General features: G+C 65.7%; 26 protein-coding genes. 15 read left to right on the top strand and 11 right to left on the bottom strand.

Going from position 1 to position 25,921, the window contains the following annotated elements:
* The 4 genes from NOF55_RS05815 to NOF55_RS05800 all read left to right on the top strand — a co-directional run bounded on the left by NOF55_RS05815 (position 1) and on the right by NOF55_RS05800 (position 3,160).
* Positions 1–507 carry a GNAT family N-acetyltransferase gene (locus NOF55_RS05815; RefSeq protein ID WP_370868953.1) on the top strand — a complete coding sequence of 169 codons (507 nt, stop codon included), beginning with the start codon at positions 1–3 and terminating at the stop codon, positions 505–507.
* Positions 508–701: 194 nt separating this feature from the next.
* A complete protein-coding gene (locus tag NOF55_RS05810; protein ID WP_306410399.1) occupies positions 702–1,619 on the top strand; it encodes a cation diffusion facilitator family transporter in 918 nt (305 codons plus the stop codon).
* Positions 1,616–2,080, top strand: coding sequence for a preQ(1) synthase (queF, locus tag NOF55_RS05805; protein ID WP_306410398.1), 465 nt, complete (start codon positions 1,616–1,618; stop codon positions 2,078–2,080). Before NOF55_RS05810 ends, queF begins: the two co-directional genes overlap by 4 nt.
* A gap of 276 nt (positions 2,081–2,356) precedes the next feature.
* Entirely contained in the window at positions 2,357–3,160 is an 804-nt protein-coding gene (locus tag NOF55_RS05800; RefSeq protein WP_306410397.1) for a GNAT family N-acetyltransferase, read from the top strand.
* Positions 3,161–3,214: 54 nt separating this feature from the next.
* On the opposite strand, the gene NOF55_RS05795 is transcribed toward NOF55_RS05800, so the two are convergent.
* Together NOF55_RS05795 and NOF55_RS05790 are read right to left on the bottom strand one after the other, a co-directional pair.
* Positions 3,215–3,787 (bottom strand): HupE/UreJ family protein, encoded by a 573-nt coding sequence (locus tag NOF55_RS05795; protein ID WP_306410396.1) that lies wholly within the window; start codon positions 3,785–3,787, stop codon positions 3,215–3,217.
* 158 nt (positions 3,788–3,945) lie between these two features.
* Positions 3,946–4,443 carry a GNAT family N-acetyltransferase gene (locus NOF55_RS05790; protein ID WP_306410395.1) on the bottom strand — a complete coding sequence of 166 codons (498 nt, stop codon included), beginning with the start codon at positions 4,441–4,443 and terminating at the stop codon, positions 3,946–3,948.
* A gap of 170 nt (positions 4,444–4,613) precedes the next feature.
* Between NOF55_RS05790 and NOF55_RS05785 the strand changes: the two genes are divergently transcribed.
* From NOF55_RS05785 to leuA, 3 genes are all read left to right on the top strand, one after another.
* Positions 4,614–5,198: an ATP-dependent Clp protease proteolytic subunit gene (locus tag NOF55_RS05785; protein WP_306410394.1), complete on the top strand. Its 585-nt coding sequence runs from the start codon at positions 4,614–4,616 to the stop codon at positions 5,196–5,198.
* A 70-nt stretch (positions 5,199–5,268) separates the two neighbouring features.
* On the top strand, positions 5,269–6,453 hold the full coding sequence (locus NOF55_RS05780; protein WP_306410393.1) for a benzoate/H(+) symporter BenE family transporter: 1,185 nt from the start codon (positions 5,269–5,271) through the stop codon (positions 6,451–6,453).
* A gap of 318 nt (positions 6,454–6,771) precedes the next feature.
* Positions 6,772–8,481 (top strand): 2-isopropylmalate synthase, encoded by a 1,710-nt coding sequence (gene leuA / locus NOF55_RS05775; protein WP_306410392.1) that lies wholly within the window; start codon positions 6,772–6,774, stop codon positions 8,479–8,481.
* 82 nt (positions 8,482–8,563) lie between these two features.
* Here leuA and NOF55_RS05770 read toward each other — a convergent pair whose 3' ends face one another.
* Complete coding sequence (locus tag NOF55_RS05770; protein WP_306410391.1) at positions 8,564–9,475, bottom strand: metallophosphoesterase family protein; 912 nt, start codon at positions 9,473–9,475, stop codon at positions 8,564–8,566.
* Between the two features lie 41 nt (positions 9,476–9,516).
* Here NOF55_RS05770 and NOF55_RS05765 point away from each other — a divergent pair, with 41 nt between their 5' ends.
* The 3 genes from NOF55_RS05765 to NOF55_RS05755 all read left to right on the top strand — a co-directional run bounded on the left by NOF55_RS05765 (position 9,517) and on the right by NOF55_RS05755 (position 11,835).
* Entirely contained in the window at positions 9,517–10,008 is a 492-nt protein-coding gene (locus tag NOF55_RS05765) for an NUDIX domain-containing protein (protein WP_306410390.1), read from the top strand.
* Between the two features lie 131 nt (positions 10,009–10,139).
* Positions 10,140–11,105, top strand: coding sequence for an HD-GYP domain-containing protein (locus NOF55_RS05760; protein ID WP_306410389.1), 966 nt, complete (start codon positions 10,140–10,142; stop codon positions 11,103–11,105).
* 223 nt (positions 11,106–11,328) lie between these two features.
* Complete coding sequence (locus tag NOF55_RS05755; protein WP_306410941.1) at positions 11,329–11,835, top strand: GNAT family N-acetyltransferase; 507 nt, start codon at positions 11,329–11,331, stop codon at positions 11,833–11,835.
* Here the strand turns inward: NOF55_RS05755 and NOF55_RS05750 are convergent.
* From NOF55_RS05750 to NOF55_RS05730, 5 genes are read right to left on the bottom strand one after another with little or no spacing between them, the layout of a single operon-like run.
* On the bottom strand, positions 11,826–12,266 hold the full coding sequence (locus NOF55_RS05750) for a GNAT family N-acetyltransferase (RefSeq protein WP_370868929.1): 441 nt from the start codon (positions 12,264–12,266) through the stop codon (positions 11,826–11,828). The genes NOF55_RS05755 and NOF55_RS05750 overlap by 10 nt on opposite strands.
* The gene (locus tag NOF55_RS05745; RefSeq protein ID WP_306410388.1) at positions 12,263–14,341 is read right to left on the bottom strand and encodes a hypothetical protein; all 2,079 of its coding nucleotides are present in this window, start codon (positions 14,339–14,341) and stop codon (positions 12,263–12,265) included. The genes NOF55_RS05750 and NOF55_RS05745 overlap by 4 nt, the downstream gene beginning before the upstream one ends.
* A gap of 1 nt (position 14,342) precedes the next feature.
* Positions 14,343–17,147: a DUF4159 domain-containing protein gene (locus NOF55_RS05740; RefSeq protein WP_306410387.1), complete on the bottom strand. Its 2,805-nt coding sequence runs from the start codon at positions 17,145–17,147 to the stop codon at positions 14,343–14,345.
* On the bottom strand, positions 17,144–18,064 hold the full coding sequence (locus tag NOF55_RS05735; protein WP_306410386.1) for a DUF58 domain-containing protein: 921 nt from the start codon (positions 18,062–18,064) through the stop codon (positions 17,144–17,146). Before NOF55_RS05735 ends, NOF55_RS05740 begins: the two co-directional genes overlap by 4 nt.
* Before the next feature lie 43 nt (positions 18,065–18,107).
* Entirely contained in the window at positions 18,108–19,118 is a 1,011-nt protein-coding gene (locus NOF55_RS05730) for an AAA family ATPase (RefSeq protein ID WP_306410385.1), read from the bottom strand.
* A 129-nt stretch (positions 19,119–19,247) separates the two neighbouring features.
* Between NOF55_RS05730 and NOF55_RS05725 the strand changes: the two genes are divergently transcribed.
* The 3 genes from NOF55_RS05725 to NOF55_RS05715 are packed head-to-tail and all read left to right on the top strand — an operon-like array spanning position 19,248 to position 21,759.
* Positions 19,248–19,868, top strand: a complete 621-nt coding sequence (locus tag NOF55_RS05725) for a DUF1285 domain-containing protein (RefSeq protein WP_306410384.1) — start codon at positions 19,248–19,250, stop codon at positions 19,866–19,868.
* Entirely contained in the window at positions 19,865–20,500 is a 636-nt protein-coding gene (locus NOF55_RS05720) for a CoA pyrophosphatase (protein ID WP_306410383.1), read from the top strand. Before NOF55_RS05725 ends, NOF55_RS05720 begins: the two co-directional genes overlap by 4 nt.
* Positions 20,497–21,759, top strand: a complete 1,263-nt coding sequence (locus tag NOF55_RS05715) for a CCA tRNA nucleotidyltransferase (RefSeq protein ID WP_306410382.1) — start codon at positions 20,497–20,499, stop codon at positions 21,757–21,759. The genes NOF55_RS05720 and NOF55_RS05715 overlap by 4 nt, the downstream gene beginning before the upstream one ends.
* A 233-nt stretch (positions 21,760–21,992) precedes the next feature.
* On the opposite strand, the gene NOF55_RS05710 is transcribed toward NOF55_RS05715, so the two are convergent.
* Positions 21,993–22,256: a hypothetical protein gene (locus NOF55_RS05710; RefSeq protein WP_306410381.1), complete on the bottom strand. Its 264-nt coding sequence runs from the start codon at positions 22,254–22,256 to the stop codon at positions 21,993–21,995.
* Between the two features lie 169 nt (positions 22,257–22,425).
* Entirely contained in the window at positions 22,426–23,337 is a 912-nt protein-coding gene (gene hemF, locus NOF55_RS05705) for an oxygen-dependent coproporphyrinogen oxidase (protein WP_306410380.1), read from the bottom strand.
* A gap of 167 nt (positions 23,338–23,504) precedes the next feature.
* Between hemF and NOF55_RS05700 the strand changes: the two genes are divergently transcribed.
* Together NOF55_RS05700 and NOF55_RS05695 are read left to right on the top strand one after the other, a co-directional pair.
* On the top strand, positions 23,505–23,762 hold the full coding sequence (locus tag NOF55_RS05700) for a hypothetical protein (RefSeq protein WP_306410379.1): 258 nt from the start codon (positions 23,505–23,507) through the stop codon (positions 23,760–23,762).
* A gap of 124 nt (positions 23,763–23,886) precedes the next feature.
* Positions 23,887–25,173 (top strand): hemolysin family protein, encoded by a 1,287-nt coding sequence (locus NOF55_RS05695; RefSeq protein WP_306410378.1) that lies wholly within the window; start codon positions 23,887–23,889, stop codon positions 25,171–25,173.
* A gap of 184 nt (positions 25,174–25,357) precedes the next feature.
* Here the strand turns inward: NOF55_RS05695 and NOF55_RS05690 are convergent, their stop codons facing one another.
* Positions 25,358–25,816, bottom strand: a complete 459-nt coding sequence (locus NOF55_RS05690; protein WP_306410377.1) for a tRNA (cytidine(34)-2'-O)-methyltransferase — start codon at positions 25,814–25,816, stop codon at positions 25,358–25,360.
* Positions 25,817–25,921 lie beyond the last annotated feature (105 nt).

The raw sequence follows: 25,921 nt of genomic DNA, 5'->3' as shown, positions 1-25,921 counted from the left end.
GTGACGACCGCCGACGGCATCGCGATCGAAGCGATTCGCGAAGACCATGTCGAAGGGTTCCGCAAGGCCCTCGACGTGGTCGCGCGCGAGCGCCGCTATCTGATCTTTCTGGAAGCGCCGCCGCTTAAGGCCATGCGTGCCTTCGTGCAGGACATGATGGCGAAGGGAAACCCGCATTTCGTGGCCCTGGCCGGCGGCGAAGTCGTCGGCTGGTGCGATATCCGCCGGCATGAGCGGGAGGCGGTTTCGCATCGCGGTGCGCTGGGCATGGGTATCGTGCCCGGTTTCCGCGACAAGGGGCTCGGCACGCGGCTGATCGCAACGACGCTGGATGCGGCGCGCAAGGCGGGACTGCACCGCGTCGAACTCGACGTTTACGCCGACAACCCGCGCGCCATCGCACTCTATGAAAAGGCCGGCTTCGTGCGGGAAGGTGTCGCAAGGGATGCCGTGCGGATCGACGGCGTTTATCGCGACAGTATCTGGATGTCGACGATTCTCGACTGAGCTCCTCGCGCTTCGCTTCACCGGCCACGGCGGCCGGGTAAGAATCCTGGCGGGAATCGGCCATTGACCCCGCCCGGTTGTGGGTGCATAGAAGCGCTCGCCGAAACCGCGCCACGTTCGTCCGTGTGCGCGGTTTCGCGTTGTTTACGCTGCATTTTCTGCAACTCATTCGCATCTGCAAGAGGAGGGCGACGATGGTTGGACAGGATGACAGGACCGTCGAGCGTCTTGCCTTCTGGGGCATCCCCTTGTCGATCGGGGTGCTGGGGCTGAAGCTTCTGGCCTGGTACGTGACGGGGTCTGTGGCGCTGCTTTCGGACGGTCTCGAATCGACCGTCAACGTGGCGGCGGCGTTCATCGCCTATTTCGTCATCCGGTACGCCAAGCGGCCGCCGGACGAGGATCACCAGTTCGGCCACTACAAGGCCGAATACATATCGGCGGTCCTGGAAGGCGTGCTGATCGTGGTGGCGGCGCTGCTGATCATCCAGGAGGCGCTCGGCGCGCTTGCCGCGCCGCGGGTCATGGATGCGCCGGTTCTCGGCCTTGCGATCAATGCGGCGGCGGCTGTCGTCAACGCCGTGTGGGCGAGCGTGCTGATCCGCGTCGGCACGAAGCATCGTTCGCCTGCGCTGACGGCAGACGGACGTCATATCATGTCCGATGTGGTGACGTCGGCGGGCGTGCTGGCCGGGTTGACCGGCGCGGTCCTGACCGGCTATCCGATCCTCGACCCCATTCTCGCCATTCTGGTGGCGATCAATATCCTCTTCCAGGGCTGGAAGGTCATCTCGCATTCCCTCAGCGGGCTGATGGACAGGGCCATCGAGCCGGAAGAGGAGGAGGCACTGAAGAAGGCGATTGCCGACAACGCGGCCGGATCGCTCGGCGCGCACGGATTGAAGACGCGCCGGGCCGGCCCTGCCGCCTTCATCGATTTCGATCTGGTGGTTCCCGCGACCATGACGGTTGCCGAGGCGCACCGTATCTGCGACCGTCTCGAGGAGGCGATCGGCGCGGCGGTTCCCGGGGCGGTGACGAATATTCACGTTGAGCCCGAGAGCGAAAAGGCGCATGGGCTGCGTGTGAGGATCGAAAGGAGAGCGCGATGAGCCATACGGATGTTTCGGGACTGACGCAACTCGGGGGCCGCACGGAGGCCCCGGCCAGCCCGGAAGAGGCGGTGCTGGAAAAGGTGCCGGCGGCCAACGGCGACATGAATTTCGTGGTGCGCTTCACCGCGCCGGAGTTCACGTCGCTTTGCCCGATGACGGGCCAGCCGGATTTCGCACATATCGTCATCGACTACATTCCGGACGGCTGGCTGGTCGAATCGAAATCGCTGAAGCTCTTCCTCACATCGTTCCGCAACCACGGCGCCTTCCACGAAGACTGCTCTCTCTACATCGCCCGGCGGCTCACCGAGCTTTTACAGCCGAAATGGTTCCGCATCGGTGCCTACTGGTATCCGCGCGGCGGGATTCCGATCGATGTGTTCTGGCAATCCGGCGAGCCGCCAGCCGGCGTCTGGCTGCCCGATCAGGGCGTGCCGACCTATCGCGGCCGCGGCTGAAGGCGCAGGCGGAAAGACGGGGCCGGGCCTTCGATCCGCTGAAATGTGGAATCCGCATCGATAAGGGTTCGAGCGGCGGGTTGCACGGCGCGCCTTGCGGGCAGCCCTTCTTGCGGAAGATATCTTCGCGAGGCACTCTGCGTCCGCAATTGCCGCGGCATACCGGTCTTGCGCCGCCGCCGGCTTGCCCGCGCCTGTCACTTCCGGAGACCGCCGATGCACCCAGACCTTCGTTTCCGCTCGGATTACGCTTCTTCCGCGGAAGGGCTGTCTGCCTTGAAGAAGCTTATATACGATGTGTTCGAGATCGACGTTTCCCCGCTGAACAGGCTCGGCCACGATCCGAGTATCGTCGCTTTCGGCTGGTGGCACGACGGAGAACTGGTCGCCAATGTCAGCCTCTATGAGCGGCGGCTCTGGCTTTCGGGAGAGCGGGTCGAGGCCTACGGCGTGCAATCCGTCGCCGTCAGGCCCGAATGGCGCGGAAAGGGATTGTTTCGCGACCTCATGGTCCGGGCTCTGGACCATGCCGATGCGCGGGCGGGCCTCGTGATTCTTTCCACCGACACGCCGGATCTCTACACGCGCTTCGGCTTTCGCGCGGTCCGCGAATCGTTCTTCAGCGGATCCTTGCCTCCGGGACGCCCCCGGCCGAACTGCCGCCGGCTATCGCTGGAAAACGAAGCCGATGTGGCCCTGCTGCTCGACCTTTTCGCCCGCAGGGTTCCGACGTCCCTCCTGGCCGCAGCGTGCGATCATCCCGCATTGTTCATGCTCAAGGCCGTGGAAACCCCGGAGATAGCGTTGATGCATCTGCCGGAGCTGGATGCGGTCGTCGCGGTCAGGGACATCGACCAGGCCCCCATGAACCTGCTCGATATCGTCGCCCCGTCAATCCCTTCGCTGGAAGACATTGCCGCCGCGCTGGGTTACGGGGAGCGTCACATCCATGTGTATATGACACCCGACCGGCTTGCATGGACGCCCGGTGAAATCGCACCCGTCGACACCGGATACATGGTGCGCGGGCCGTATCCGCCCGAAGGGGAAGCGTTCATGCTGTCGGACATGAGAATATAGCGGCATCCTTCCGCCTGCACTTCAAGCTGCCGCCATAGTCCGGTCCGGGCCGTCTCAGCCAAACATCAGGGACAGGCCGGCGAGTGCGGTGGCGAGGCCGAGACCTTGGGCGATGCGGGGGCCGAAGCGGCCGATGGCGAGGCCGAGGCCGATGCCGGCCATGTGCAGGGCGGCGGTCGCAACGACGAAGCCGGCACCGAAGGCAAGCGCACCGGCTTCGCCCAGTTCGCCACCATGCGCATGGCCGTGGAAGAGCGCGAAGACGGCGACGATGGCGGCCGAGGCGGCGGCCGGCAGGCGCACGGCCAGACCGACCAGAAGGCCGAGGCCGATGACCGAAGCGAGGATCGCCGGCTCGACGAATGGCAGGGCGATGCCGGATACCGCCATCAGGAAGCCGAGCGTCATCATCGAGACGAAGGCGGCGGGAACGGTCCATAGGCCGCGTCCGCCGATCTGCGAGGCCCAGAGCCCGACGGCCAGCATCGCCAGAATATGGTCGGCCCCGAACAGGGGATGCGAAACGCCGGCCATGAACGAGCCGTGTTCCTCGGGGTTGAGATGCGCGAACGCCGGAGCGACGGTTACGGCAAGAATGGCGGCGGAGAGCGGCAGGCGTCTGAACATCGGTTCCCTCATTGTGGATGCGGCGGCGCTTCGGGGTCTCCGTCCGGCGCGGCGGTTGCAGGCCGGCGGCGGAAGGCCCCGTTGCGAGCCTCTTTCGGCATGAATAATTTTCAGATTAGGCAAGCCGATCTGCCATGTCCATGCGCAATTTACCGGTATCAGACGCCGATCACGCCATCGATGGATTGGGCGAGATCGGCACCGGGCGGCCGCTTCCAGTGATAGAGCGCATCCGGTTCCTTGTCGCGGCTTTCCGGGGTTTCCGTGGCGCGGACCAGTTCGAAGCCGTGGGTCTCGTAGAAGCGGCTGGCGCCGCAGTTCTGCTGGAAGGTCCAGAGCTGCAATTCGCTGTTCTGAAGCTGGCAGTGGCGCAGAAGCAGGCTGCCGACGCCGCGGCTCTGGAATTCGGGCAGGACGTAGAGATGGTCGAGCCATATGTCACGGATGGCGGCGAAGCCGACGATCCGGCCATTGTCGAGCGCGCCCCAGAGATCGCTGTGCGGAAAGACGGTTTCGCGGAAGAAGATCCGGTCTTCCTCCCGGGTGCCGGTGCTTGCGAGCCAGGGCAGGCGCTGGTCGAAGGATCGTCTGTAGATGTCGGCCACCGCGTCCATGTCGTCGATGGTCAGGCGTCGGATTGCGACTATGCCGTTCATCGTTTCCTTCTATCGTCCCCGTTTCCATGACTTTCCGCTGCCGCGTCGCCCAAACGGCTTGTCTTTTTCCCGCATTGTTTTACGACAGGGGGCACTTGGCTTTGCCGGCCGGCGGCTCCGGGAGTCGGACGGCCCGGACGAAAGTATAACATCAAACTGGAGACATGCCTATGAGCGACAACGAAGACGAAAAGACGACCGAACTGCCGCTGGGCAAGGAAGCGGAAGCCAACCTCTTCAAGTCACGCTCCATTTTCATCTACGGCGGCATCACGCAGGAACTGGCCCACAAGGTCTGCGCGCAGCTCGTGGCGCTGGCGGCGGCCGGCGACGAGGATATCCGCATCTTCGTCAATTCGCCGGGCGGCCATGTCGAATCGGGCGATTCGATCCACGACATGATCAAGTTCATCAAGCCGAAGGTCTGGATCATCGGCACCGGATGGGTGGCCTCCGCCGGCGCGCTGATCTATGTCAGCGTTCCCAAGGAACGCCGGCTGGCGCTGCCGAACACGCGCTTCCTGCTGCATCAACCGTCCGGTGGCACGCGCGGCATGGTTTCCGACATCGAAATCCAGGCCCGCGAGATCATCAAGATGAACGAGCGCCTGAACAGGATCTTCGCGGCCGCCACGGGCCAGCCGGTCGAGCGGATCGCCAAGGATACCGACCGCGATTACTGGCTCTCCGTCGAGGAAGCCAGGGACTACGGCCTCGTGTCGAAGATCATCACCTCGCAGTCGGAAATCGGCTGATCTTCTTTTTTTCCGAACAGGGCCGCCCCGCTCGAAGCGGGGCGGTTTTTCGTTTCCAGGCGATCTTGCCATGTTGCGTGATTTTTCCGGCCAGTCCTTCTTCATGGGCGTGCTGACGGCTGTCGTCGGCTTCGTCAGTTCATTCGCCGTCGTCCTGCACGGGCTCTCCGCGATGGGCGCCTCCGAGGCCGAGCAGGCGAGCGCGCTGCTGATCGTGTGCGTCTCCCAAAGCGTGCTTGCGGTCTTCTTCTCGCTTCGCACCCGCATGCCGGTCATGATGGCATGGTCGACGCCCGGGGCGGCGCTGCTGGCCGCCACCGGTTCGATTGAAGGCGGCTTTCCGGCGGCCATCGGGGCCTTCGTGCTGTGCGGCCTGCTGATCGCGATAACGGGTCTGTTTCGACCGCTCGGGACAGCGATTCGCCGCATTCCGGCGCCGCTCGCCAGTGCCATGCTGGCCGGAATCCTGGTTGGCCTGTGTCTGGCGCCGGTGAAGGCGGTGGCCTTCGATCCCCGGCTCGGCCTGCCGATCGTGCTGACCTTCATGGCGGTTTCCGCCTGGCGCCGCCTGTGGGCCGTGCCGGCGGCGCTTGCGGCTTTCGTTCTCGTTCTGCTGCTGGGCGGAGAACTGCCCGCCGATGCGCTCGCGCGGCTGGAAGGGGCCATCCATCCCGATCTGGTGTTCGTGATGCCGGACTTCACGCTGAGCGGATTCGTCTCCGTGGCGCTGCCGCTCTTTATCGTCACGATGGCATCGCAGAACATTCCGGGGATCGCCATTCTCAAGGCGCATGGTTACGAGCCGCCTGCCGGACCGCTCTTCGCCGCGACAGGCCTCTTTTCGGCGATCAGCGCGTTCTTCGGCGCTCTTCCCACCAATCTGGCGGCGATCACGGCGGCGATGTGCGCGGGCGAGGACGCCCATCCCGATCCGGCGCGCCGTTACTGGGCGGCGGTGATCGGCGGCGGCGCCTATATCTTTCTCGGCCTGCTCGCGGGCGGGATCATTGCGTTCGTGGCGATGTCGCCGCCGATCCTGCTTCAGGCGGTCGCCGGTCTGGCGCTGATCGGCGCGCTGTCGAATGCGGTGCATGCGGCCTTCCACGAGCGGGAAACCCGCGAGGCGGCGGCGATCACCTTTGTCGTCACGGCCTCCGGAATCAGTTTCGCGGGCATTTCCGGCGCCTTCTGGGGGCTTCTGGCCGGCGGCCTGATGCTCGGCCTGTCGAATTTCGTGCAAACGCTGAAAAAGTGATCGGGCGCTTGCGTTTTTTCGAGGCGCGGCTATAAGGGAATTCATGAAGAACACGGGCGAAACCATCGGCGGAAAGATCATGCGCGGCGCTACTGTCGTCGTCTGCCGTTCGCGTGCCCTGTCCTCGCTTCTTCTCCTCGACCTTACTCGCGGTTGCCGGGTCCGTTGAGGAGCGCCCGGCGGCCGATAGCCCGCCAGGTCAAGGCTCCTCGCAAAAACACCCCTATCGACAGATTTCCGGACCGAGAAAGGTCCGATCCGCAAGCCGGACGCCCCAGATGACAAGGGCAGGCCGCGGAGACCACGAGGAGAATGACAATGGACGCACGCACCCGTTCCGCCGGAAAGGGCATGCCGGACGCCGCCGCGAAATACCGGCCCTATCCGCAGATCGACATTCCTGACCGCACATGGCCGTCGAAGACCATCACCAAGGCGCCGATCTGGTGTTCGGTCGACCTGCGCGATGGCAACCAGTCGCTGGTCAACCCGATGGGTCACGACCGCAAGGCCCGCATGTTCAGGCTGTTGCTGGACATGGGCTTCCGCGAGATCGAGATCGGCTTCCCCTCCGCCTCGCAGACCGATTTCGACTTCGCCCGCTGGTGCGTGGAGCAGGGCAACGTGCCCGATGACGTGTCCTTGCAGGTGCTGGTCCAGTGCCGCCCGGAACTGATCACCCGCACCTTCGAATCGCTGGAGGGCGCCAACCGCCCGATCATCCATTTCTACAACTCCACCAGCGAGTTGCAGCGCCGCGTGGTGTTCGGCAAGGATGTGGCCGGCGTCAAGCAGATCGCCGTCGACGCCGCGAAGATGATCACCGACATGGCGGCGAAGGCCGGCGGCGGCTATCGCTTCGAATATTCGCCGGAAAGCTTCACCGGCACGGAACTGGAGGTGGCGCTGGAGGTTTCCAACGCCGTCATCGAGATCGTCAGGCCGACCCCGGACAACAAGTTGATCCTGAACCTGCCGGCGACTGTCGAGATGGCGTCTCCGAACGTCTATGCCGACATGATCGAATGGATGTGCCGCAATATCGACAACCGTGAGAACGTGCTGATTTCGCTGCATCCGCATAACGACCGCGGCACCGGCATCGCCGCGACCGAGCTGGGCCTGCTGGCCGGCGCCGACCGCGTCGAAGGCACGCTGTTCGGCAATGGCGAGCGCACCGGCAATGTCGACGTGGTGACGCTGGCGCTCAACATGTACACGCAGGGCGTCGACCCGGAGCTGGATTGCACCGATGTCGAGCGCATCAAGCACGTGTTCGAATATTCCAACGAAATGCGTGTGCCCGAGCGTCATCCTTATGTCGGGGAACTGGTCTATACGGCCTTCTCCGGCTCGCATCAGGATGCGATCAACAAGGGCATGAAGGCGATCAGGAAGTCGAACACCGGCCTGTGGGAAGTGCCCTACCTGCCGATCGATCCGCAGGATGTCGGCCGCACCTATGAGGCGATCATCCGCATCAATTCGCAGTCGGGCAAGGGCGGCATCGCCTATATCCTGCAAGAGGATTACGGCATCAACATGCCGCGCGGCCTCCAGGTGGAGTTCCGCGAGGAGATCCAGCGCATCACCGACGAGGAAGGCGTGGAACTGCCCTCGAAGCGCATTTACGAGCGCTTCGTCGATTACTATGTCGAGCAGCCGAAGGGCCGCCTGAAATTCGTCGATCACCACACCTGGCCGGCGACCGACGCCAAGGGTGCGCGCATCGTCGAGGCCGAGATCACCGACAACGGCGAAACGCGGAAGATCGAGGGACGCGGCAACGGTCCGATCGACGGTTTCGTCAACGCGCTGTCGAACCATCTGGGCATCGAGCTGTCGGTGGCCGAATATTCCGAGCATTCGCTGAAGCAGGGCTCTAACGCGCAGGCCATCGCCTATGTCGAGATCACCTATCCGGGCGGCAGGCTGTTCGGTGTCGGCGTCAACGAGAACATCGTGACGGCCTCGCTTTCCGCCGTCGTTTCGGCGGCTAACCACGTTCTGGACCGTCAGGGCCGGTAAGTGCATTCCGTTTGAACGATGAAGGCGGCGTCTCCATTGAGGAGGCGCCGCCTTTTCGCATGGAAGAGGGAAGGAAAGCGGTCTATTCGATCAGTATCTGCCGGTGTTCCGGCCCGATCGTCATCGAGCGTGGATCGAGGCCGTAACGGTCGCAGGCGAGTTTCCAGGCGCCGGGAGCGCCGGAGACGGTCAGCAGGTTGTAGGCAGCGCACGGCCTGTGGCTGCCCGGCCCCTGGGAGGCCGATGCGATGCCGAGGACCGGAACCTGGCCGCCACCCCTGAGCCTGATCCAGTGGAGCGTGTTCAGATGGGTGTGGCCATGCAGGACGAGTTCGGCGCCGCCCAGCGACAGCGCGGCCGCGAAGCGGCGGATGCCGAGCATGCGCTTGTAGGCGGTGGTCGCGCCGCGGATCGGCGGATGGTGGATCATGACGATCCGGAAAAGACCTTCCTCGCCGGCCTGCCGCAAAAGCTTCACCAGATCGCGTGCCTGGCGGGGACCGAAATAACCGCTGGCCGTAAAAGGCGGGGTGGCGACGGCGGTGGAACATCCGATCAGCGCCACGGGGCCGCGGCGGCGCATATAGGGAAAGGCGTGTTCGCCGAGATTGCGCTCAGCCGGGGCGTCGTCGCCGCACATGTAGGGATACCAGGCGCTCGTCGAACGGCTGCCGGCGCCGGGCACATAGGCGTCGTGATTCCCGGGAACCACGGAAACGTCGGCGGGGGCGCCCACGGTCGCCAGCCATTCCGTCGCCTTGCGGATTTCGGTGCCGGTGGCAAGATTCACGAGATCGCCGGTGATGGCGATATGGTCGGGGGCGCGGCTGGCGATATCGGCCAGGATCATCTCCAGCGTGCTGCCGAAAAGATGCTTGCGCCGGTTCCGGTGCCAGTTCACATATCCGGTGATGCGCTTGGAGGCCAGTTCTCTCAAGGTCAGGCGGGGCAAGGGTCCGAGATGCACATCGGAAATATGGGCGAGTGTGAACATGGCACGAGCAATAAAGCCCGTCCGTTCAGGGAGCAAGGAAAATGAGCGATACCGGCAGCGGGAATGACGGGTTGCAGCTTCGCCACAGGCTGCTGCTGCGGCTGGTGCATCCGGTGCAGTTCTTCCTGCGCGGCATGACGCTCGGCGTTCGCGCCGCCTGTTTCAACGAAAGGGGTGAGGTCTTCCTGGTCCGCCACACCTATGTGCCCGGCTGGTATCTGCCGGGCGGCGGCGTCGAGCGTGGCGAAACCGCCATGCAGGCGCTGCTGAAGGAACTCCGCGAGGAGGGAAACCTGGAGCCGGTCTCGACGCCCGTTCTCTTCCATGCCTATTTCAATCACCGGGTCAGCCGTCGCGATCACGTCCTTCTCTACCGGGCCGAGGTGCGCCAGACCGCGCCGCGCCCGGCGGACCGCGAGATTGCCGAAAGCGGATTCTTCGACCCGGAACGCCTTCCGGAGAATGCGACGAAGGCGACGCGGCTGAGACTGGATGAAATCCGGGGCCTCCAGCCGCCGCCCGACCATTGGTGAACGGATCGCGGCAGGCCGATTGCTTCAATTTTACATCTTCGGATTTGCGTAATCTCAACTTTTGGTCGCTATGGGTGACAGAAGGCGGAGTCGCATTCCCTGTCGTGTGTCTGGAGTATCGTAACGCTGGAATGAGAAAAAGAATTCGACTTCATCAGGTCCGGATCGGAATGTTCGTGGAGGATCTGGAATGCACGCCGGGGGTGACGGACCCGCCTTTCAGCCCGTTTCTGATCAAGGCGCAGTCCGATGTCGCACGCATCATGAAGAGCAGCGCCATGAGCGTGGTGATCGACACGCGGCGCGGCATCGATACCGGCGAGGCGGGACCGCTCGTCACCGTGCTCGACCCCGAGCGTTTCGAAAAGTCGCTGCGCGGCCGGTTCTCCCCGGATGAAATCCGCGAAGCCCGGCAATCGGTCGAGAAAACGGTTCCCTATATCCGCAATCTTTTCGGCGAAGCGCGGATGAACGGCGTGTTCGCGGTCGATTCGGCCCACGCGGCGGTCGAGCAGGTGATGGCGAGCGCCGTCAGCAATACAGGGGCGCTGGTCGGTATCCTTCGCCTGAAGAACGCGGACGAGGCCTCGTTTCTTCATTCGCTCGCGGTCAGCGCCCTGATGATCGGCTTCGGCCGCAGGCTGGAACTGAATGACGCGGATATCCAGCTTCTCGCCTTCGGCGGGCTGGTGCACGATCTGGGCAAGATGCTGATGCCCAAGGGTATTCTGCTGAAGGAAGGCGAGCTGAGCATCCGGGAAATGGCGGTCATACGCCGGCATCCGGAGCTGGGCTACGAGATGCTGAAGGGAATCGAGGGCATTTCGCAGACGGTGCTCGATATCTGCCTTCACCACCACGAGCGCTGGAACGGCACCGGCTATCCCTCGGGCCTGGCCGGCAAGACTATTCCCCATGCGGCCCGGGTGGCCGCGATCTGCGACGTCTACGAGGCGATGACGACGATCCGGCCCTACAAGCGGGCATGGTCGCCGCAGGACACCATCGACATGATGCGGCGTTCCGAGGGCCATTTCGATCCGGTCCTTCTGCGGATGTTCGTTTCGAACATGATCAATGCCGGCGTCCTGCGATAACGGGCGGCAGGTGGCTTTCCCGGCCTGCGCCAACGCAAAAAAGCGAGGCGGCGCGGATTCCCCTCTGGACAGCGCCGGAAAATCTGCTACCCATTCCGCACCTGACAAGAGGATATTCGATCGATGACCGGACCGCGGACCCTGCGACGACGCTGATGCTCCCGACGCCCTGACGGGCGAAGCATCACCCATGTCCTGTCCGCTTTCATATTCCGGTCTCTCCATGCAGCAGCACGCGCTTGTCTACCTCACCGAGGATACGTCGCACGACGCCGTTATCGAATTCATCAACGACGAGGCCTTCGGCCCGGCCCGGTTCGCCAAGGCCGCCCAGCGGATCCGCGAGCAGGGGGGGCACGACCGCTCCCTTTCCTATGTCTGCACCGATGGCGGCGAGACGATCGCCTCCGTGCGGATGACGCCGGTGCTGGCCGGTTCGGTGAAGGGCCATATGCTGGGGCCGCTCGCCGTGCGGCCCTCGCACAAATGCATGGGCATCGGCCGGGAACTGGTGCGCATCGCCATCGAGGCGGCGCGGCGGAAGGGCTCCGAGGCCGTCATCCTGATCGGTGATCCACCCTATTACATGCCGCTCGGTTTCGAGAAGGTTGCCTATGGCGCGCTGGAGTTCCCGGGGCCGGTCGATCCGGGCCGGGTTCTGGTCGTGCCGATGGCGGACGGGGTGCATGCCGGGCTGAGGGGCGTCATCGGCTGGCGGCCCTACGACTGAGCGCCATCGATGCGGTTGGCGAGCCAGGTGAGCGTGTGGCCGCCCTTCAGCGCCCCGAGCGTTCCGGCGATCTCGAAGCCGTAGCGCCGGTAGAGCCTCAGCGCATCCGGGTTCATGGTGTCGATCTGCATGCCGGTGCAGCCGCGCTTGCGGGCTTCTTCCTCCGCCAGCGCCAGAAGCCGGGTCGCGAGACCGCGGCCGCGGCAGGCCTCGGGCACGTAGAGCAGCTTGACGAACAGCCAGCCGCGCGCCGTTTCGCCGGTCAGGCCGCCGATGACATTGCCTTCGCCGTCGCGCAGCACGATCTGCAAGGGCTTTTGGTCCGAAGGGCCGAAGCGGTCGATATTGTAGGCGCGGAGTGCGCTGTAGACGGCGTCTTCGGCCGCCTCGTCCGCGTCGGCAAGAAGTTCCGGTTCTGGCAGCGGGTTCACCGTCCTTCCCGCCACCATGTCGTGGAAAGCGCCAGAAGCAGCACGGCGAGGCCGAGGAAGCCGGCGAAGAGCGGCAGCGTGTCGATGCCCTTCAGCACCGTTTCGCCGGTCATGCGGATCGCCAGCCGCGAGGGATCGGAGACGCGCACCTCGCCGTTGACCGGCAGGACCGACGGCAGGGTGACGCCACTGCCCGAAGCGGGGGCGACGCGGGTCACGATGCCGTGCGTGCGCTCGGCGTAGGGCTGGAGCGTTTCCGTGGTCGAGACCATCGCCTTGAATTCGGGGGCGTCGACCGCGCCGGCGTGGACCAGTGTCGTCAGGTCGCCGTTGGTGATCTCGTAAAGGCCGGTTTCCTCCATGCGCCTTTCGGCGCGGTAGAGGCCGGGCGAAGCCTCGGCAAGCGGCAGGCTTTCCGTGCGGCCGGACGGATACTTGACCGTCGCGGGACCGGGATCGTCGCCGATCGTCTGGCGCAGCACCGTCAGCGTGCGGCCGGAGGCGCGGGCGGTCAGCGCCTCTTCCTCCAGTTCGGGCTGCTTCATCAGCCAGTGGGCGATACGCCGGTAGAGCGCCACATGCGGGCCGCCGCCCTCGAAGCCGCGTGCCCACAGCCAGCCCTGATCGGACAGCAGCATGGCGACGCGACCTTCGCCCTGGCGGTTCAGCACCAGAAGGGGCTTGTCGTCGTTGGCGACCATGACGGTCTGGCCGCGCGGCTGGTCGACCTCGACGGTGCGGAACCAGCGGCCCCAATGCGGCGGTTCGTCGGCCGCCCCTTCCAGACCGCGCGTCACCGGATGCTTCTCGCCCGCCTCGGACAGGCGCGGATAGAAGGGGGCCTCGTTCATGCGGCCGGTCGGGGCGGCCGGCAGCACGGAGGAAAGCGGCGTCAGCGCGATGGAGGCCTCGCTCGCATGTTCCGGCCCGGCGGCGATCAGCAGCGCGCCGCCGTTTTCGACATACTGGGAGATATAGTCGTAGTAGAGGATCGGCAGCACGTTGCGGTGCTGGTAGCGGTCGAAGATGATGAGGTCGAAATCCTCGATCTTTTCGACGAAAAGCTCGCGCGTCGGGAAGGCGATCAGCGAAAGTTCGTTGATCGGCGTGCCGTCCTGCTTTTCCGGCGGCCGCAGAATGGTGAAGTGGACCAGATCGACGGACGCGTCGGATTTCAGGAGGTTGCGCCAGGCGCGTTCGCCCGAATGCGGCTCGCCGGAAACGAGAAGCACGCGCAGGTTCTGGCGGATGCCCTCGATGACGTGGACCGCGCGGTTGTTGGCGCCGGTCACTTCGCCGGGGCGTTCGGCGACCGAGAATTCCAGCACGTTGGCGCCGCCGCGCGGCACGTTGAAGCGGAAGGAGGTTTCCGCGCCCGGTTGGGCCCTCAGCGGCGGCTGTTCCTCGCCGTTGATGCGGACCGAGATATCGGCGGGAGGGGCGTCTGCGGCCTGCGCGCCGTCGTCGAAGACGCGCAGGGTTATCTCCTGCTCCTCGCCGACGATGCCGAAGCGCGGGCCGCGAATGACCTCGATGCGCCGGTCGAACTCGTCGGCGCGGCCGGTGATGAGCCCGTGGATCGGGGCGTTGAAGCCGAGATTGGCATCGGGGCCGGGCAGATCGTGGATCTGGCCGTCCGTCAGGAAGACCGCGCCGCCGATCCGGGCCGAGGGCACGTCGGCGATGGCATCGGAAAGGGCCGAAAAGAGCCGCGTCGACGGCGTATCCGTGTCCGGGTCGTCACTGGCCTCGATCACCCGCGTCTCGATCTGCGGGAAGGCGCTGAACCGGTCGAGCAGGCCGGCCAGCGCCGCATCGGTCCGCTCCGTGCGTTCCACCGTTTCCTGGCTGGCGGAGCGGTCGACGACGATCGGCACGACGGTCGACAGGGCTTCGCGGCGCTCGTCGATCAGCAACGGATTGGCGATGGCCGCGAGCAGGGCCGCAAGGGCAAGCGCGCGCAGCGCGCTGCCGCGCATGCCGCGCCAGAAGCCGAGGGCGGCGAGCACCGCCGCCACGACGGCCAGCGCGCCGATCACGGCCCAGGGCAGGAGCGGGGAGAAGGTGAGCGCCATTCTACTGCCCCAACCGTTCGAGCAGTGCCGGGATGTGAACCTGATCGGCCTTGTAGTTGCCGGTCAGCATATACATCATGATGTTCACGCCGGTGCGGAAGGCATGTTCGCGCTGGACCTCGTCGGCCGGCACGGTCGGCAGGACGGGGTTTCCGGCATTGTCGACGGCCCAGGCTCCGGCGAAGTCGTTGCCGGTGATCAGGATCGGCGAAACGCCGTCGCCCGACGAGGAGAGCGAGGTCGAGCCGCCGTTGCGGCCATCGGGCCGTGCCTCCACCCAGAGCGGGCTGCCCGTGTAGCGGCCGGGAAAGTCGTGCAGCAGATAGAACGAGCGCGCCAGAACATGGTCCTCCGGCACGGGCTCCAGCGGCGGAATGTCGATATTGCCGAGGATCGCCTGCAACCGTTCCGTATTGGGGCTGGTCTGGCCGCCGTCGATGCCGCCGATCTGGTCGCGCGTGTCGAAAAGCACGGTGCCGCCGGCGCGCATATAGGCGTCGATGCGGGAGATCGCCTCGGGCGAGGGCATCTGCGCGCTGGCCGAGACCGGCCAGTAGATGAGCGGATAGAAGGACAGCTCGTCCCTGGTGATGTCGAGGCCGACCGGCTTGCCGGGTTCGAGCGCCGTGCGCCACAGGAGGAAGTCGGTCAGCCCCGCGAGGCCCTGCTCGGAAATGCGGTCGACATCGGCTTCGCCGGTGATGACGTAGGCGAGCCGGGTCGTTTGCAGATGGTCGAGGATCACCTCGTCGCCCGGACGGCTGTCGTCGGCGCGGGCTCGGTCCGGGGTAAGCGGTGCGAGGAACGCCAGCGCCGCGATCATCGCGGCGGCGGTGCGGGCCTTGGGAAGGCGGCGGAATGCGCCGTTCATGAAGAGCATGATGAGACTGTCGGCAAGAAGCATCAGGAAGGCCGCGAGATAGAGCCAGGGAGCGAGCGGACGGGCGGTGTCGCCCGCCAGTGCAAGCCGTGTGGCCGTCATCTGGCCGGCGGACGGGTCGATGGGCGCCAGGCTGGCGTCGGCGGCCAGAAGGTTCAGCGCGGTGAAGCCATCCTCGGATCCGTAGAGGCCGGGCGGTGTGTCGAAGCTCGCCAGCGGCGCGGCGGAGGGCGCAAGTGTCAGCGGGCGGGCATTGCCGGTTTCGGCCGTCAGGCTGCCGCTGGCGGTCAGGAGGCGCCACGGCGGCAGCGTCGCGGCGGCTGCGGCCTGCGATTCCGCCGATACGCCGCCCGAGCGCGAAAGCTGGACGAGCCGGCGCAGCATTTCCACGAAATGACCGGACAGCGGTAGGTTCGACCAGGTCGCCTCAGCGCTGACATGGAAGAGGATTACATGGCCGGAGCCTTCGTCCTTCATGGTGACGAGCGGTGTGCCGTCGGCAAGGCTGGCGAGCGTCTTCTGGGCGAGATCGGGCACCGGTTCGGCCAGAACCTGACGGGTGACGGTCACGTCGTCCGGGTTCGGGAGGCCGGCGAACGGGCCAGCTGCGGGGAAGGGAGCCAGCGGCTGCGGCTCGCTCCAGGAGAGTGCGCCGCCGAAGGCGCGTTCGCCCTGCCGCAGCAGCACCGGCACCAGCGGATCGTCGGCGGGGGCGGCGGCGAGGCGCGGCCCGGCGAAGCGGATCAGCGTGCCGCCGTTGGCGAGCCAGCGCTGCATCGGCTCGTAGACGCCGGCCGGCAGGCGGCCGACATCGGCCATGACGATGGCGGAGGGGTTCTGTTCCAGCAAGGCCGGGATGGCGGCGGCGAGATCGGGGTTGTCCGGCTTCACCAGATCGGCATAGGGGCCGAGCGCCCGTTCGATATAATAGAGCGGCTGGAGAAGCGGCTGGAAATCGCTGCCGCTTTCGCCGGAAATGAGCGCGACGCGGCGGCGCTTGAAGCCGTCGTCCAGCAGGCGGACGGCGCCGGCCGTCTGGATGCCGTCGATCTGAAGGCGGGCGAAATCGTTGCGCAATTCGAAGGGCACGGCGATTTCGGCCGTCGTTTCGCTCTGGCCGGGGCCGAAGTTCAGCGGTCCGGAGGCGATGGCGCGGCCCTGGGCGTCGAGCGCGGAGACGGTGGCGGCCAGCGGGGCGGCGGCATCGAGGCGCACGGCACGGGCCGTCATGGTGGTCGCGCCGTTGTTGACGGCCGTCAGCGCCACGGTGCGGGCATTGTCGCCCTCGACGATGCGCAGCTCGCCGGGCTCAAGAGCGGACAGGCGCTGGACGACGGGTTCGTCCGCGTCGTTCTCGATGCCGTCGGCAAGGAAGACCAATGTACCGGGACGGGCACCGGCCAGCGCGGCGGATATGGATTCGATGGCGCGGGCGCGGTCGGGTTCCAACGGCCGCGGCCGCGCGGCGGCCAGTTTCTCGCGGGCGGCGAGGGCGCTTTCCGGCGTGGCGTCGTGGGCGGTTTCGGCGGTGAAGGTGATGGAGACCGGCAGGTCGGCGCGCTCGGCGGCGTCGATCAGCGTTGCCGCCGTCTCGGTGCGTTGTTCCCAGTCGGGCGCCGCGGCCCAGCCGTTGTCGATCACCAGCGTCAGCGGCCCGGCGCTCGAAAGCGCAGTCGTATCCCGGTTCAGCACCGGCCCGGCGAGCGCCAGGATGACGGCGGCGGCGAGCGCCATGCGCAGCGCCGTCAGCCACCAGGGGCTCTTTGCCGGCGTTTCCTCCCGCTTGAGGATACGTTCCAGAATTTTCAGCGGCGGGAAGACCTCCTGCTGCGGGCGCGGCGGTGTCAGCCGCAGCAGCCACCAGATCAGCGGCAGGGCCAGAAGGGCTGCCAGAACGGCGGGGGTGGCGAAAGACAGGGCACTCATCGCTTCTCCTTTCTGGCCGGCGTGGCCGGCTGGCCGGAGAGATAGGAATGAACGGCCACCAGCGCCTGGGAGGCGAGCGCGCCGGTGGAGTGGGGGACGAAGGTCCAGCCGAGATGGCGCAGGCCGTTGCCCAGCGCTTCCCGGCGCGCGAACCAGGCGCGGCGGTAATCTTCGCGGATGGTCTCTGCCCGCCCGAAGGTGAGCTTCGCGCCGGTTTCGGGGTCGGAGAACTCGGTGCGGCCGTTATAGGGGAAGTCTTCCTCGGCCGGATCGTGGACCTCGATGACGTGGCCGCGCAGGCCGCGCCGGGCCAGCGGGCCGATGCGGGCCATCAGGGCGTCGGGATCGTCGAGGAAATCGCCGATCAGAATGATGTCGCTGGCGCCGCGGATCATGCCCGTTTCCGGCATGCCGGCGGTTTCTGGCGCATGGAGCAACGCGGTGGCGAGCCGTTCGGCGGCGTTGCGGGCGGCGACGGGCTCCATGATGCCCGGGCAGCCGATCCGTTCGCCGGAGCGGGCGAGGATTTCGGCCAGCGCCAGCATCAGGACCAGCGCGCGGCTTTCCTTGGAGACCGTGCCGAAGCGCGACTTGTAGAGCATCGACGGGGACAGATCGGCCCACAGCCATACGGTGTGGGCGGCTTCCCATTCCCGGTCGCGGACATAGAGATGATCGTCGCGGGCCGAGCGGCGCCAGTCGATGCGGGCGATGGACTCGCCTTCCGCATAGGGGCGGAACTGCCAGAAATTCTCGCCGATGCCGCGGCGGCGGCGGCCGTGCCAGCCGGCGATCACCGTGTTGGCGATCCGGTGCGCCTCGACCATGCAGTCGGGAACCAGCATGGCCCGCTGCCGGGCCCGTGAGACGACATCGCCTGCCGGTGTCGATTCGACGCTTTCACCGATAGAAGCCAAAAGGCGTCCTTCCTTCCCGGTTCATTGGCCCCGCGAGGGGATTTTATCCGCGTGCCTCTTTCACGAGGCCCGCGATCACGTCACGTATGGAAATGCCTTCGGCACGGGCGGCGAAGGTCAGCGCCATGCGGTGCTGAAGCACCGGTTCGGCGAGCGCCAGCACGTCGTCCACGGAGGGCGCGAGGCGGCCGTGGTAAAGGGCGCGGGCGCGGGCCGTCAGCATCAGCGATTGCCCGGCGCGCGGACCCGGGCCCCAGGCGACGTGCCTGTCGGTGAGTTCGCTGCCTTCGCCCGGGCGGGCCGAGCGGACCAGCGAGAGAATGGCGTCGACGACACCGTCCGGCACCGGCATCTGGCGGATGAGGCGCTGGATTTCCAGCAGGCGGACGGCATCGATGACCGCCAGCGGCTGGGTTTCCGAACTGCCGGTCGTTTCGAGAAGAATGCGCCGTTCGGCGGCAAGGTCGGGATAGCCGACGTCGATCTGGAGAAGGAAGCGGTCGAGCTGCGCTTCCGGCAGCGGGTAGGTGCCTTCCTGCTCCAGCGGGTTCTGCGTGGCGAGAACGTGGAAGGGACCGGGCAGATCGTAACGCTGGCCGGCGATGGTGATGTGGTATTCCTGCATCGATTGCAGCAGGGCCGACTGGGTACGGGGGCTGGCGCGGTTGATTTCGTCGGCCATCAGGAGCTGGGCGAAGACCGGGCCCTTCACGAAGCGGAAGGAACGGCGGCCGTTTTCGTCCTGGTCCATGACCTCGGTGCCGAGAATGTCGGAGGGCATCAGGTCCGGTGTGAACTGGATGCGGTTGGCGTCGAGGCCGAGCACCGTGCCGAGCGTCGTCACGAGACGGGTCTTGGCGAGGCCGGGCACCCCGACCAGCAGCGCATGGCCGCCGGACAGAACCGCGAGAAGCGTGCTTTCGACCACCGATTCCTGGCCGAAGATCGCTTTCGAAACCTCCTGCCGGATGGTGGCGATATCGGCGAGCGCCTTTTCAGCGGCCTCGATCATGGCCTTTTCGTCCAGTGCGCCTGCACCTGCCATCATGCCCATGCCGTTCTCCTGTTCAAAGCCTGCCTCAAGAACTTTATCCCCTCACGGGGCGCTGACAAGCGCATCCGGAATGACTATCTCGTGAGAGCGACAGTCATAGCAGCAATAAAGGCGAACCGGGACGCAAAAATGGCAGGAGACGAAAAGCAGGCAGATCGTGGCGCGGACGGGCTTTCGGCGCTGATTGCCCGGGCGCGGGAGATTTCGGGCGACGGCAAGAAGGGATTGCCGCCGGTCGAGCGCTGGAATCCGCCCTTTTGCGGCGACCTCGACATGGAAATCAGGGCCGACGGGCAATGGTTCTATCTCGGAACGCCGATCGGCCGCATGCCGCTGGTGCGTCTGTTCTCCACGGTGCTGCGCAAGGACGAGGATGGAAAAACCTATCTCGTGACGCCTGTGGAAAAGGTGGGCATCCGCGTCGCGGACGCTCCCTTCCTCGCCGTCGAGATGACGGCGGAGGGGGAAGGAGAGACGCAGCGGCTGACGTTCCGTACCAATCTGGGCGATGTCGTCACCGCAGATGCCGAGCATCCGCTGCGTTTCGAGACGGCGCCGGACGGCGGGCTGAAGCCCTATCTGCTCGTGCGCGGGCGGCTGGAGGCGCTGCTGACCCGCGCCCTGACGCAGGATCTCGTCGCGCTCGGCGAAGCGCTGGATGCCGGGGACGTCGAGACGTTCTGCCTTCGCTCATCGGGCGCCGTCTTCCCGGTCATGCCGCTTGCCGAACTGGAACGGCTGTCCGCATGACTGCCGCCGCGCTCTATTCCGCTGCCGAGTTTCGCCGCCGGGCGCTCCGCCAGAACGGCGGTCCGGCCGATACGGCCTGGCGCGAGCACGGGGACCATCTCATCAATCCCGGCGCTCACGACTTTGTGCTCGGCCTGGCGCTCAAGGATGCCGCCGTTCTCGTGCCGGTGGTGGATCACGGCGAGGATGCGCGGGTGATCTTCACGCAGCGCACCTCGAAGCTGCGCAAGCATTCCGGCCAGATCGCCTTTCCGGGCGGCGGAATCGATCCGGACGACAGGTCGCCGGAGCAGGCTGCATTGCGCGAGGCGGAGGAAGAGATCGGCCTTGCCGGCGATCATGTGGAAACGGTTTCCCGCCTGCCGCATTATCTTTCCTTTACGGGTTTCCGCATCACGCCGGTGCTGTCGGTCGTGCGGCCCGGTTTCCGGCTGAGGCTCAATCCGGACGAGGTGGACGAGGTGTTCGAGGTGCCGCTGTCCTTCCTGATGGACCCGAAAAATCACGAACGGGGAACGCGGCCGTTTGCGGGCGCCGACCGGTTCTACTACAGCATTCCCTATGAAGGGCGGAACATCTGGGGCATCACGGCGAGCATCGTCCGCACCCTCTACGAAAGGCTTTACGCATGACGAATGTCGCCGGTCAGGACTGGTTTCAAGATGCCGCCCTGCAAAGGGTGCTGGGATTGCTGAACAGCGACGGCGGCGAGGCCCGGGTTGCGGGCGGGGCGGTGCGCAACGCGCTGATGGGGCATCCGATCAACGACGCGGATATCGCCACGACACTCGTGCCGCAGGAGGTGATCGCCCGCGCCGGGGCCGCCGGCATCCGGGCCGTGCCCACGGGAATCGAACATGGCACGGTGACGCTGGTCGTTAACGGGCGCCCCTTCGAGGTGACGACCCTTCGCCACGACGCCGAGACGGACGGGCGCAGGGCTGTCGTGGTGTTCGGCACCGACTGGCAGGAGGACGCCAACCGCCGCGACCTGACGATTAACGGACTCTATGCCGATGCCGAAGGCCATGTCATCGATCTGGTCGGCGGGCTTGACGATATCCGCACGAAGACCGTGCGGTTCATCGGCAACGCCGACGAACGCATCGCCGAGGACTATCTGCGCATCCTGCGCTTTTTCCGCTTCTTCGCCTGGTATGGCGGCGGGCGGCCCGATCCCGACGGCATGCGTGCCTGCGCGCGCGGGCGACCGGGGCTGAAGACGCTGTCCGCCGAGCGGGTGTGGAGCGAACTGAAGAAGCTGCTGGCGGCGCCGGACCCGGGCAGGGCGCTCCTGTGGATGCGGCAGATCGGCGTTCTCACCGACATTCTTCCCGAAAGCGAGAAATGGGGCATCGACGCCATTCCCGCGCTGGTCGATTGCGAGCAGTCCCTCGGCTGGACGCCCGATCCGCTGCTTCGGCTCGCGGCGATCGTACCGCCGGATGCGGAGCGGCTTGCGGCGATGGCGGAGCGGTTGCGCCTGTCGAAGGCCGAAGCGGGTTTCTTCCGGCAATGGGCGCTTGCGCCGGCCATTCCGGAGGAGGTGACGGATGCGGTCTTCGCGCGGCTTCTCTACCGGCACGGCGCGCCGGGGATCGCGGTGCGGCTCAGGCTGGCGCTGGCCTCCGCCCGGGCCGAGGCGAGGGCGAAGGATGCGGCGATGCTGCGCGCCGCCCGGCTTTCGTCGCTTCTGAAGCTTGCCGAGCGTTTCGAGCGCCCGCGTTTTCCGCTGACGGGTGCGGACGTGCTGAAGGCGGGCGTTCCCGCCGGCCCGCGGGTCGGTCAGGTGCTGGAGCGGCTGGAAAGCCAGTGGGTCGAGATGAACTTTTCGCTGAGCCGCGAGAAGCTGCTGGAACGCCTGGAAAAACACGCCGCCGAGCCGGGCTGAGCGCGGCCATCGAGAAAGCCCCCGGCTTTCGACGGGGGCCTGTGACTGCGGACGAGGGCATATCGCTCTTTTTCGTCATGGTCGGGCCTGACCCGACCATCCACCGCGGCGCTTGCGGCGTGGACCCTCGGGTCAAGCCCGAGGGTGATGAAGAAGAGGGGGTGCAACGGGCCGAGCCGCTGACTTTCGACAGGGGCTTTTCAATGATCCCGGCCCGGCGGCCGTGTCATGGTTCAGTCGCCCAGCGCCCAGGCGCGGAAGCAATCGGACGATTCATACGGAGCCTGCCGGCGTTTGGATGCTTCTTCCGAAGCCGCCTTCTTCTTCTTGCCGGCGAGGCTGAGTTTCACCTGCTCGACGTAATAGGAATGCGGCAGATCGATATCGCCGTGCCGGCGCCACTCGGTCGCAAGGCGTTCGATGGACTCCGGGGTATTGAGGGGATGCGAGGTCGGGCTGTTTTCAGGCGAAGCGGGCATGCTGGTCTGCGTAACCATGATTTCCTCCTCCGGTGAAAGTACCGAAGAAAGGCTAACACGACTATCTCCGAACGCAAACGGACAAAACAGCGCAGGGCTGACCGAAAACGCAATTAATTACCCGTCTTCGTCTTATTCAAACGATTTAAATCGTCACAAGACCGTGAGGGGATTTTCCACCCCGTTTTCAGGGCCAGCGCACCACCGGCGGCATGGAGGACAGGATGGACTCCACATTGCCGCCGGTCTTGAGGCCGAAGATCGTTCCGCGGTCGTAGAGAAGGTTGAACTCGACATAGCGGCCGCGCCGCACAAGCTGTTCGTCCCGGTCCTCTTCCGTCCAATCCTTGTTGAAATTGGTGCTCACCAGCTTGGGATAGAGAAGGTTGAAGGCGCGGCCGACATCGCGCACGAAGGCGAAGGCCGCATCGAAGCCGCCCTTTTCCTCGTCCGGGTGCAGCCAGTCGAAGAAGATGCCGCCGATGCCGCGCGGCTCGTTGCGGTGCTTGAGGAAGAAATAGTCGTCGCACCATTTCCGGTAGGTTTCGTAATCGGCAACCGGTTCATGGCGGCGGCAGACGATTTCCATCGCCCGGTGGAAGAGCTGGGTGTCGGGGTCGTCCTGCGTGCGCCGGCGGTCGAGAACGGGCGTCAGGTCGGCGCCGCCGCCGAACCAGTGGCTCGTCGTGACGACCATGCGCGTGTTCATATGCACGGCGGGCACGTTCGGGTTCACCGGATGGGCGATCAGCGAGATGCCCGAGGCCCAGAAGCGCGGATCTTCCGAGGCGCCCGGAATCTGGTGGCGGAAATCCTCCGCGAACTCGCCATAGACGGTGGAGGTGTGGACGCCGACCTTCTCGAAGACGCGGCCCGCCATCATGGACATGCGGCCGCCGCCGCGGCCTTCCTCGCGCAGCCAGTCCGTGGCCTCGAAACGCCCCGGCTCCTGGTCGGACAGGGGGCCGGTCAGGCCGTCCTCGAGCGCCTCGAAGGACGCGCAGATCGCATCGCGAAGGCCTTCGAACCATTGGCGGGCCTGCTCCTTGCGGTCTTCGATGTCGTCCGGCAGGCCTGCCGGCAAGTGGGGGCGCTCCATGCTCTTCCTCCGTTTCGGGTCGCGACGGCCACGATTCGGCGTCCTTAATTTCACCATGCTTATCAGCAAGCGGAAGCCGGGACCAGATCGGCGGCTGCGGCCGATTCTCTCCGATCTGGTCAAGTGCCCGATTGCCCATTATTGTATTGCGTGGAAGGATGCGGGAAATGGCAAAACCGATGCAACCGCCGAAGATGGAGGCGCTCAAGCGCCGAATTCGCGAACATCGCCGCGACAGAAGCGCCGGCGAAGGCACCTTCGTGCGTGAAACCTTCTGCATGTCGCGCGAGGAAGCCCGGCAGAAGGCGCGGGAGTGGTTCGACGCCTTTCCGAAAGCCGCCTACTGGACGGAAGTGGAAAGCTGGCGCCAGCTCGAGGGCGACCGGATCGAATTCACGATGCGCCGCCTGCCGAGCGCCGACTGAGCGGACCCGCCGGCACACAGCAAATCGCCATGAGCCGCTTGATCGGCAGGCAAACGCACTCTACCTTACGCCATCGTCAACAGAAGGCGCGCCCGAACCGAAAAGAAGCGGGGCGTCACAGGTCTTGCTAGAACTTTTCATTGCTGTTTTTCTCATTCTGCTCAACGGCCTCTTCGCGCTGTCCGAGCTTTCCATCGTTTCTGCCCGAAAATCACGCCTCAAGGCGATGACGGCCACGGGCTACAGAGGAGCGGCAACCGCGCTCCAGCTTGCGGAAGACCCCGGCCGTTTCCTTTCCACCGTCCAGATCGGCATCACGCTCGTCGGCATCCTCGCCGGCGCCTTTTCCGGTGCGGCGCTCGGCGAGCGGCTGAGCACGATCCTGCTGGAAAACGGCGTTCCCTCCACCGTTGCCGGGCCGCTGGGGTTCGGCATCGTCATCTCGATCATCACCTATCTGTCGGTCGTGATCGGCGAACTGGTGCCCAAGCATCTGGCGCTTTCCAATCCGGAGCGGATCGCCTGCGTCGTCGCGCCGGGCATGCTTCTTCTGTCGCGGGCCGGTGCCCCGGCGGTCTGGCTGCTGAACGCCTCGACGCAGCTCATCTTCAGGCTGCTCGGCCGGACGGAAAGCGAAAACATGGTCAGCGAGGAGGAAATCCGCACGCTGGTCGCGGAAGCCGAAGCCTCCGGCGTCATCGAGGGCGGCGAACGCGAGATGATTTCCGGCGTCATGCGCTTCGCCGACCGTTCGGCGCGCGGGCTGATGACCACGCGCAAGGACGTGAAGTGGATCGATCTTTCGGACACGGACGAGGAGATCCGCGAGACGCTCATGGAGGCACGGCATTCGCGCCTGCCGGTCTCCCAGGGCGGACAGGAAACCATGATCGGCGTCATCCAGACCCGCGATGTGCTGGGCGAGGTGCTGCGGACCGGCGAGATCGACATTCGCGCCTGGCTGAAGGACGCGCCGATTGTGCCGGACACGATGGACGCGACCCGCGTTCTGGAAATCCTGCGCGGAGCCCAGGTTCCGATCCTGCTCGTCCACGACGAATACGGCCATTTCGAAGGCGTCATCACGCCCGCCGACGTGCTCGAGGCCATTGCCGGCGTCTTCCGCGCCGATCTCGATGAGGAGGACGAGCAATATCTCGTTCAGCGGGAGGACGGTTCATGGCTCGTTTCCGGTGAAATGCCGATCGACGAGATGGCCGACCAGCTCGGCGTGTCCATCCCGAAGAAGCGCTCCTACCAGACCGCCGCCGGCCTCGTCATCGACCTGCTCGGCGACCTGCCGAAGGTGGGGCAGGTGGTGGAGACGGATGCCTGGCGCTTCGAGATCGTCGACATGGACGGCTGGCGCGTCGACAAGATCCTCGCCTCGAAGATCACGAGCGAGGGGTGAGGATACCTTCAGGGGTGTCGTGAGGGTCGCTTCCCGCTCTGGCTGCCGCCATCCCCCCACAAGGGGGGAGAAAGGAAGAAGTACGGGTTTCCCTCGATGATGAAGCGATGAGCCTGCCGCGAGTCTTCTCCCCCCTTGTGGGGGAGATGGCCGGCAGGCCAGAGAGGGGATCGGACTGCGACGGTCAGAACCCCGTTTGCCGAAGCGCTTCCCCCGCGATCATCGCTGCGGAAACGGCGACATTCAGCGAGCGCTGGCCGGGCTGCATCGGGATGAGGATGCGGGCATCGGCCTTTTCGTGAACGTCGTCGGGAACGCCGGCGCTTTCACGTCCGAACAGCAGGATGTCGTCCGCGCGGAACGCGAAATCCGTGTAGGGCAGGGCGGCTTTGGTCGACGCCAGCACGATGCGGCGCGCCGTCGGCGCGCGCCATTCCTCGAAGGTCTTCCAGCTCACATGCCGGGTCAGCGCCGCCTTGGCGATGTAGTCCATGCCGGCGCGGCGCAGATTGGCATCGGACAGCACGAAGCCGGCGGGCTCGATGATGTCGACGCCGATGCCGAGGCAGGCGCCGAGGCGCAGGATCGTGCCGGCATTGCCGGGGATGTCGGGCTGGTAAAGGGCGATGCGAAGCTGGCTCATGGCGCAGGTTTAGGCAAGCCGGGGCATAAGCTCAAGCCTGTGGCGGCAAGGCAACAGGCAGAGAGGAAAGACGGGGGAGGGTTCCCAAACCGGCCGCGAATCGCT

This window comes from Ectorhizobium quercum, assembly GCF_026552795.1.
Lineage (GTDB): Bacteria > Pseudomonadota > Alphaproteobacteria > Rhizobiales > Rhizobiaceae > Ectorhizobium > Ectorhizobium quercum.
Note: the sequence above shows the minus strand (reverse complement) of the source record. Positions and strands in the feature narration are given on the sequence as shown.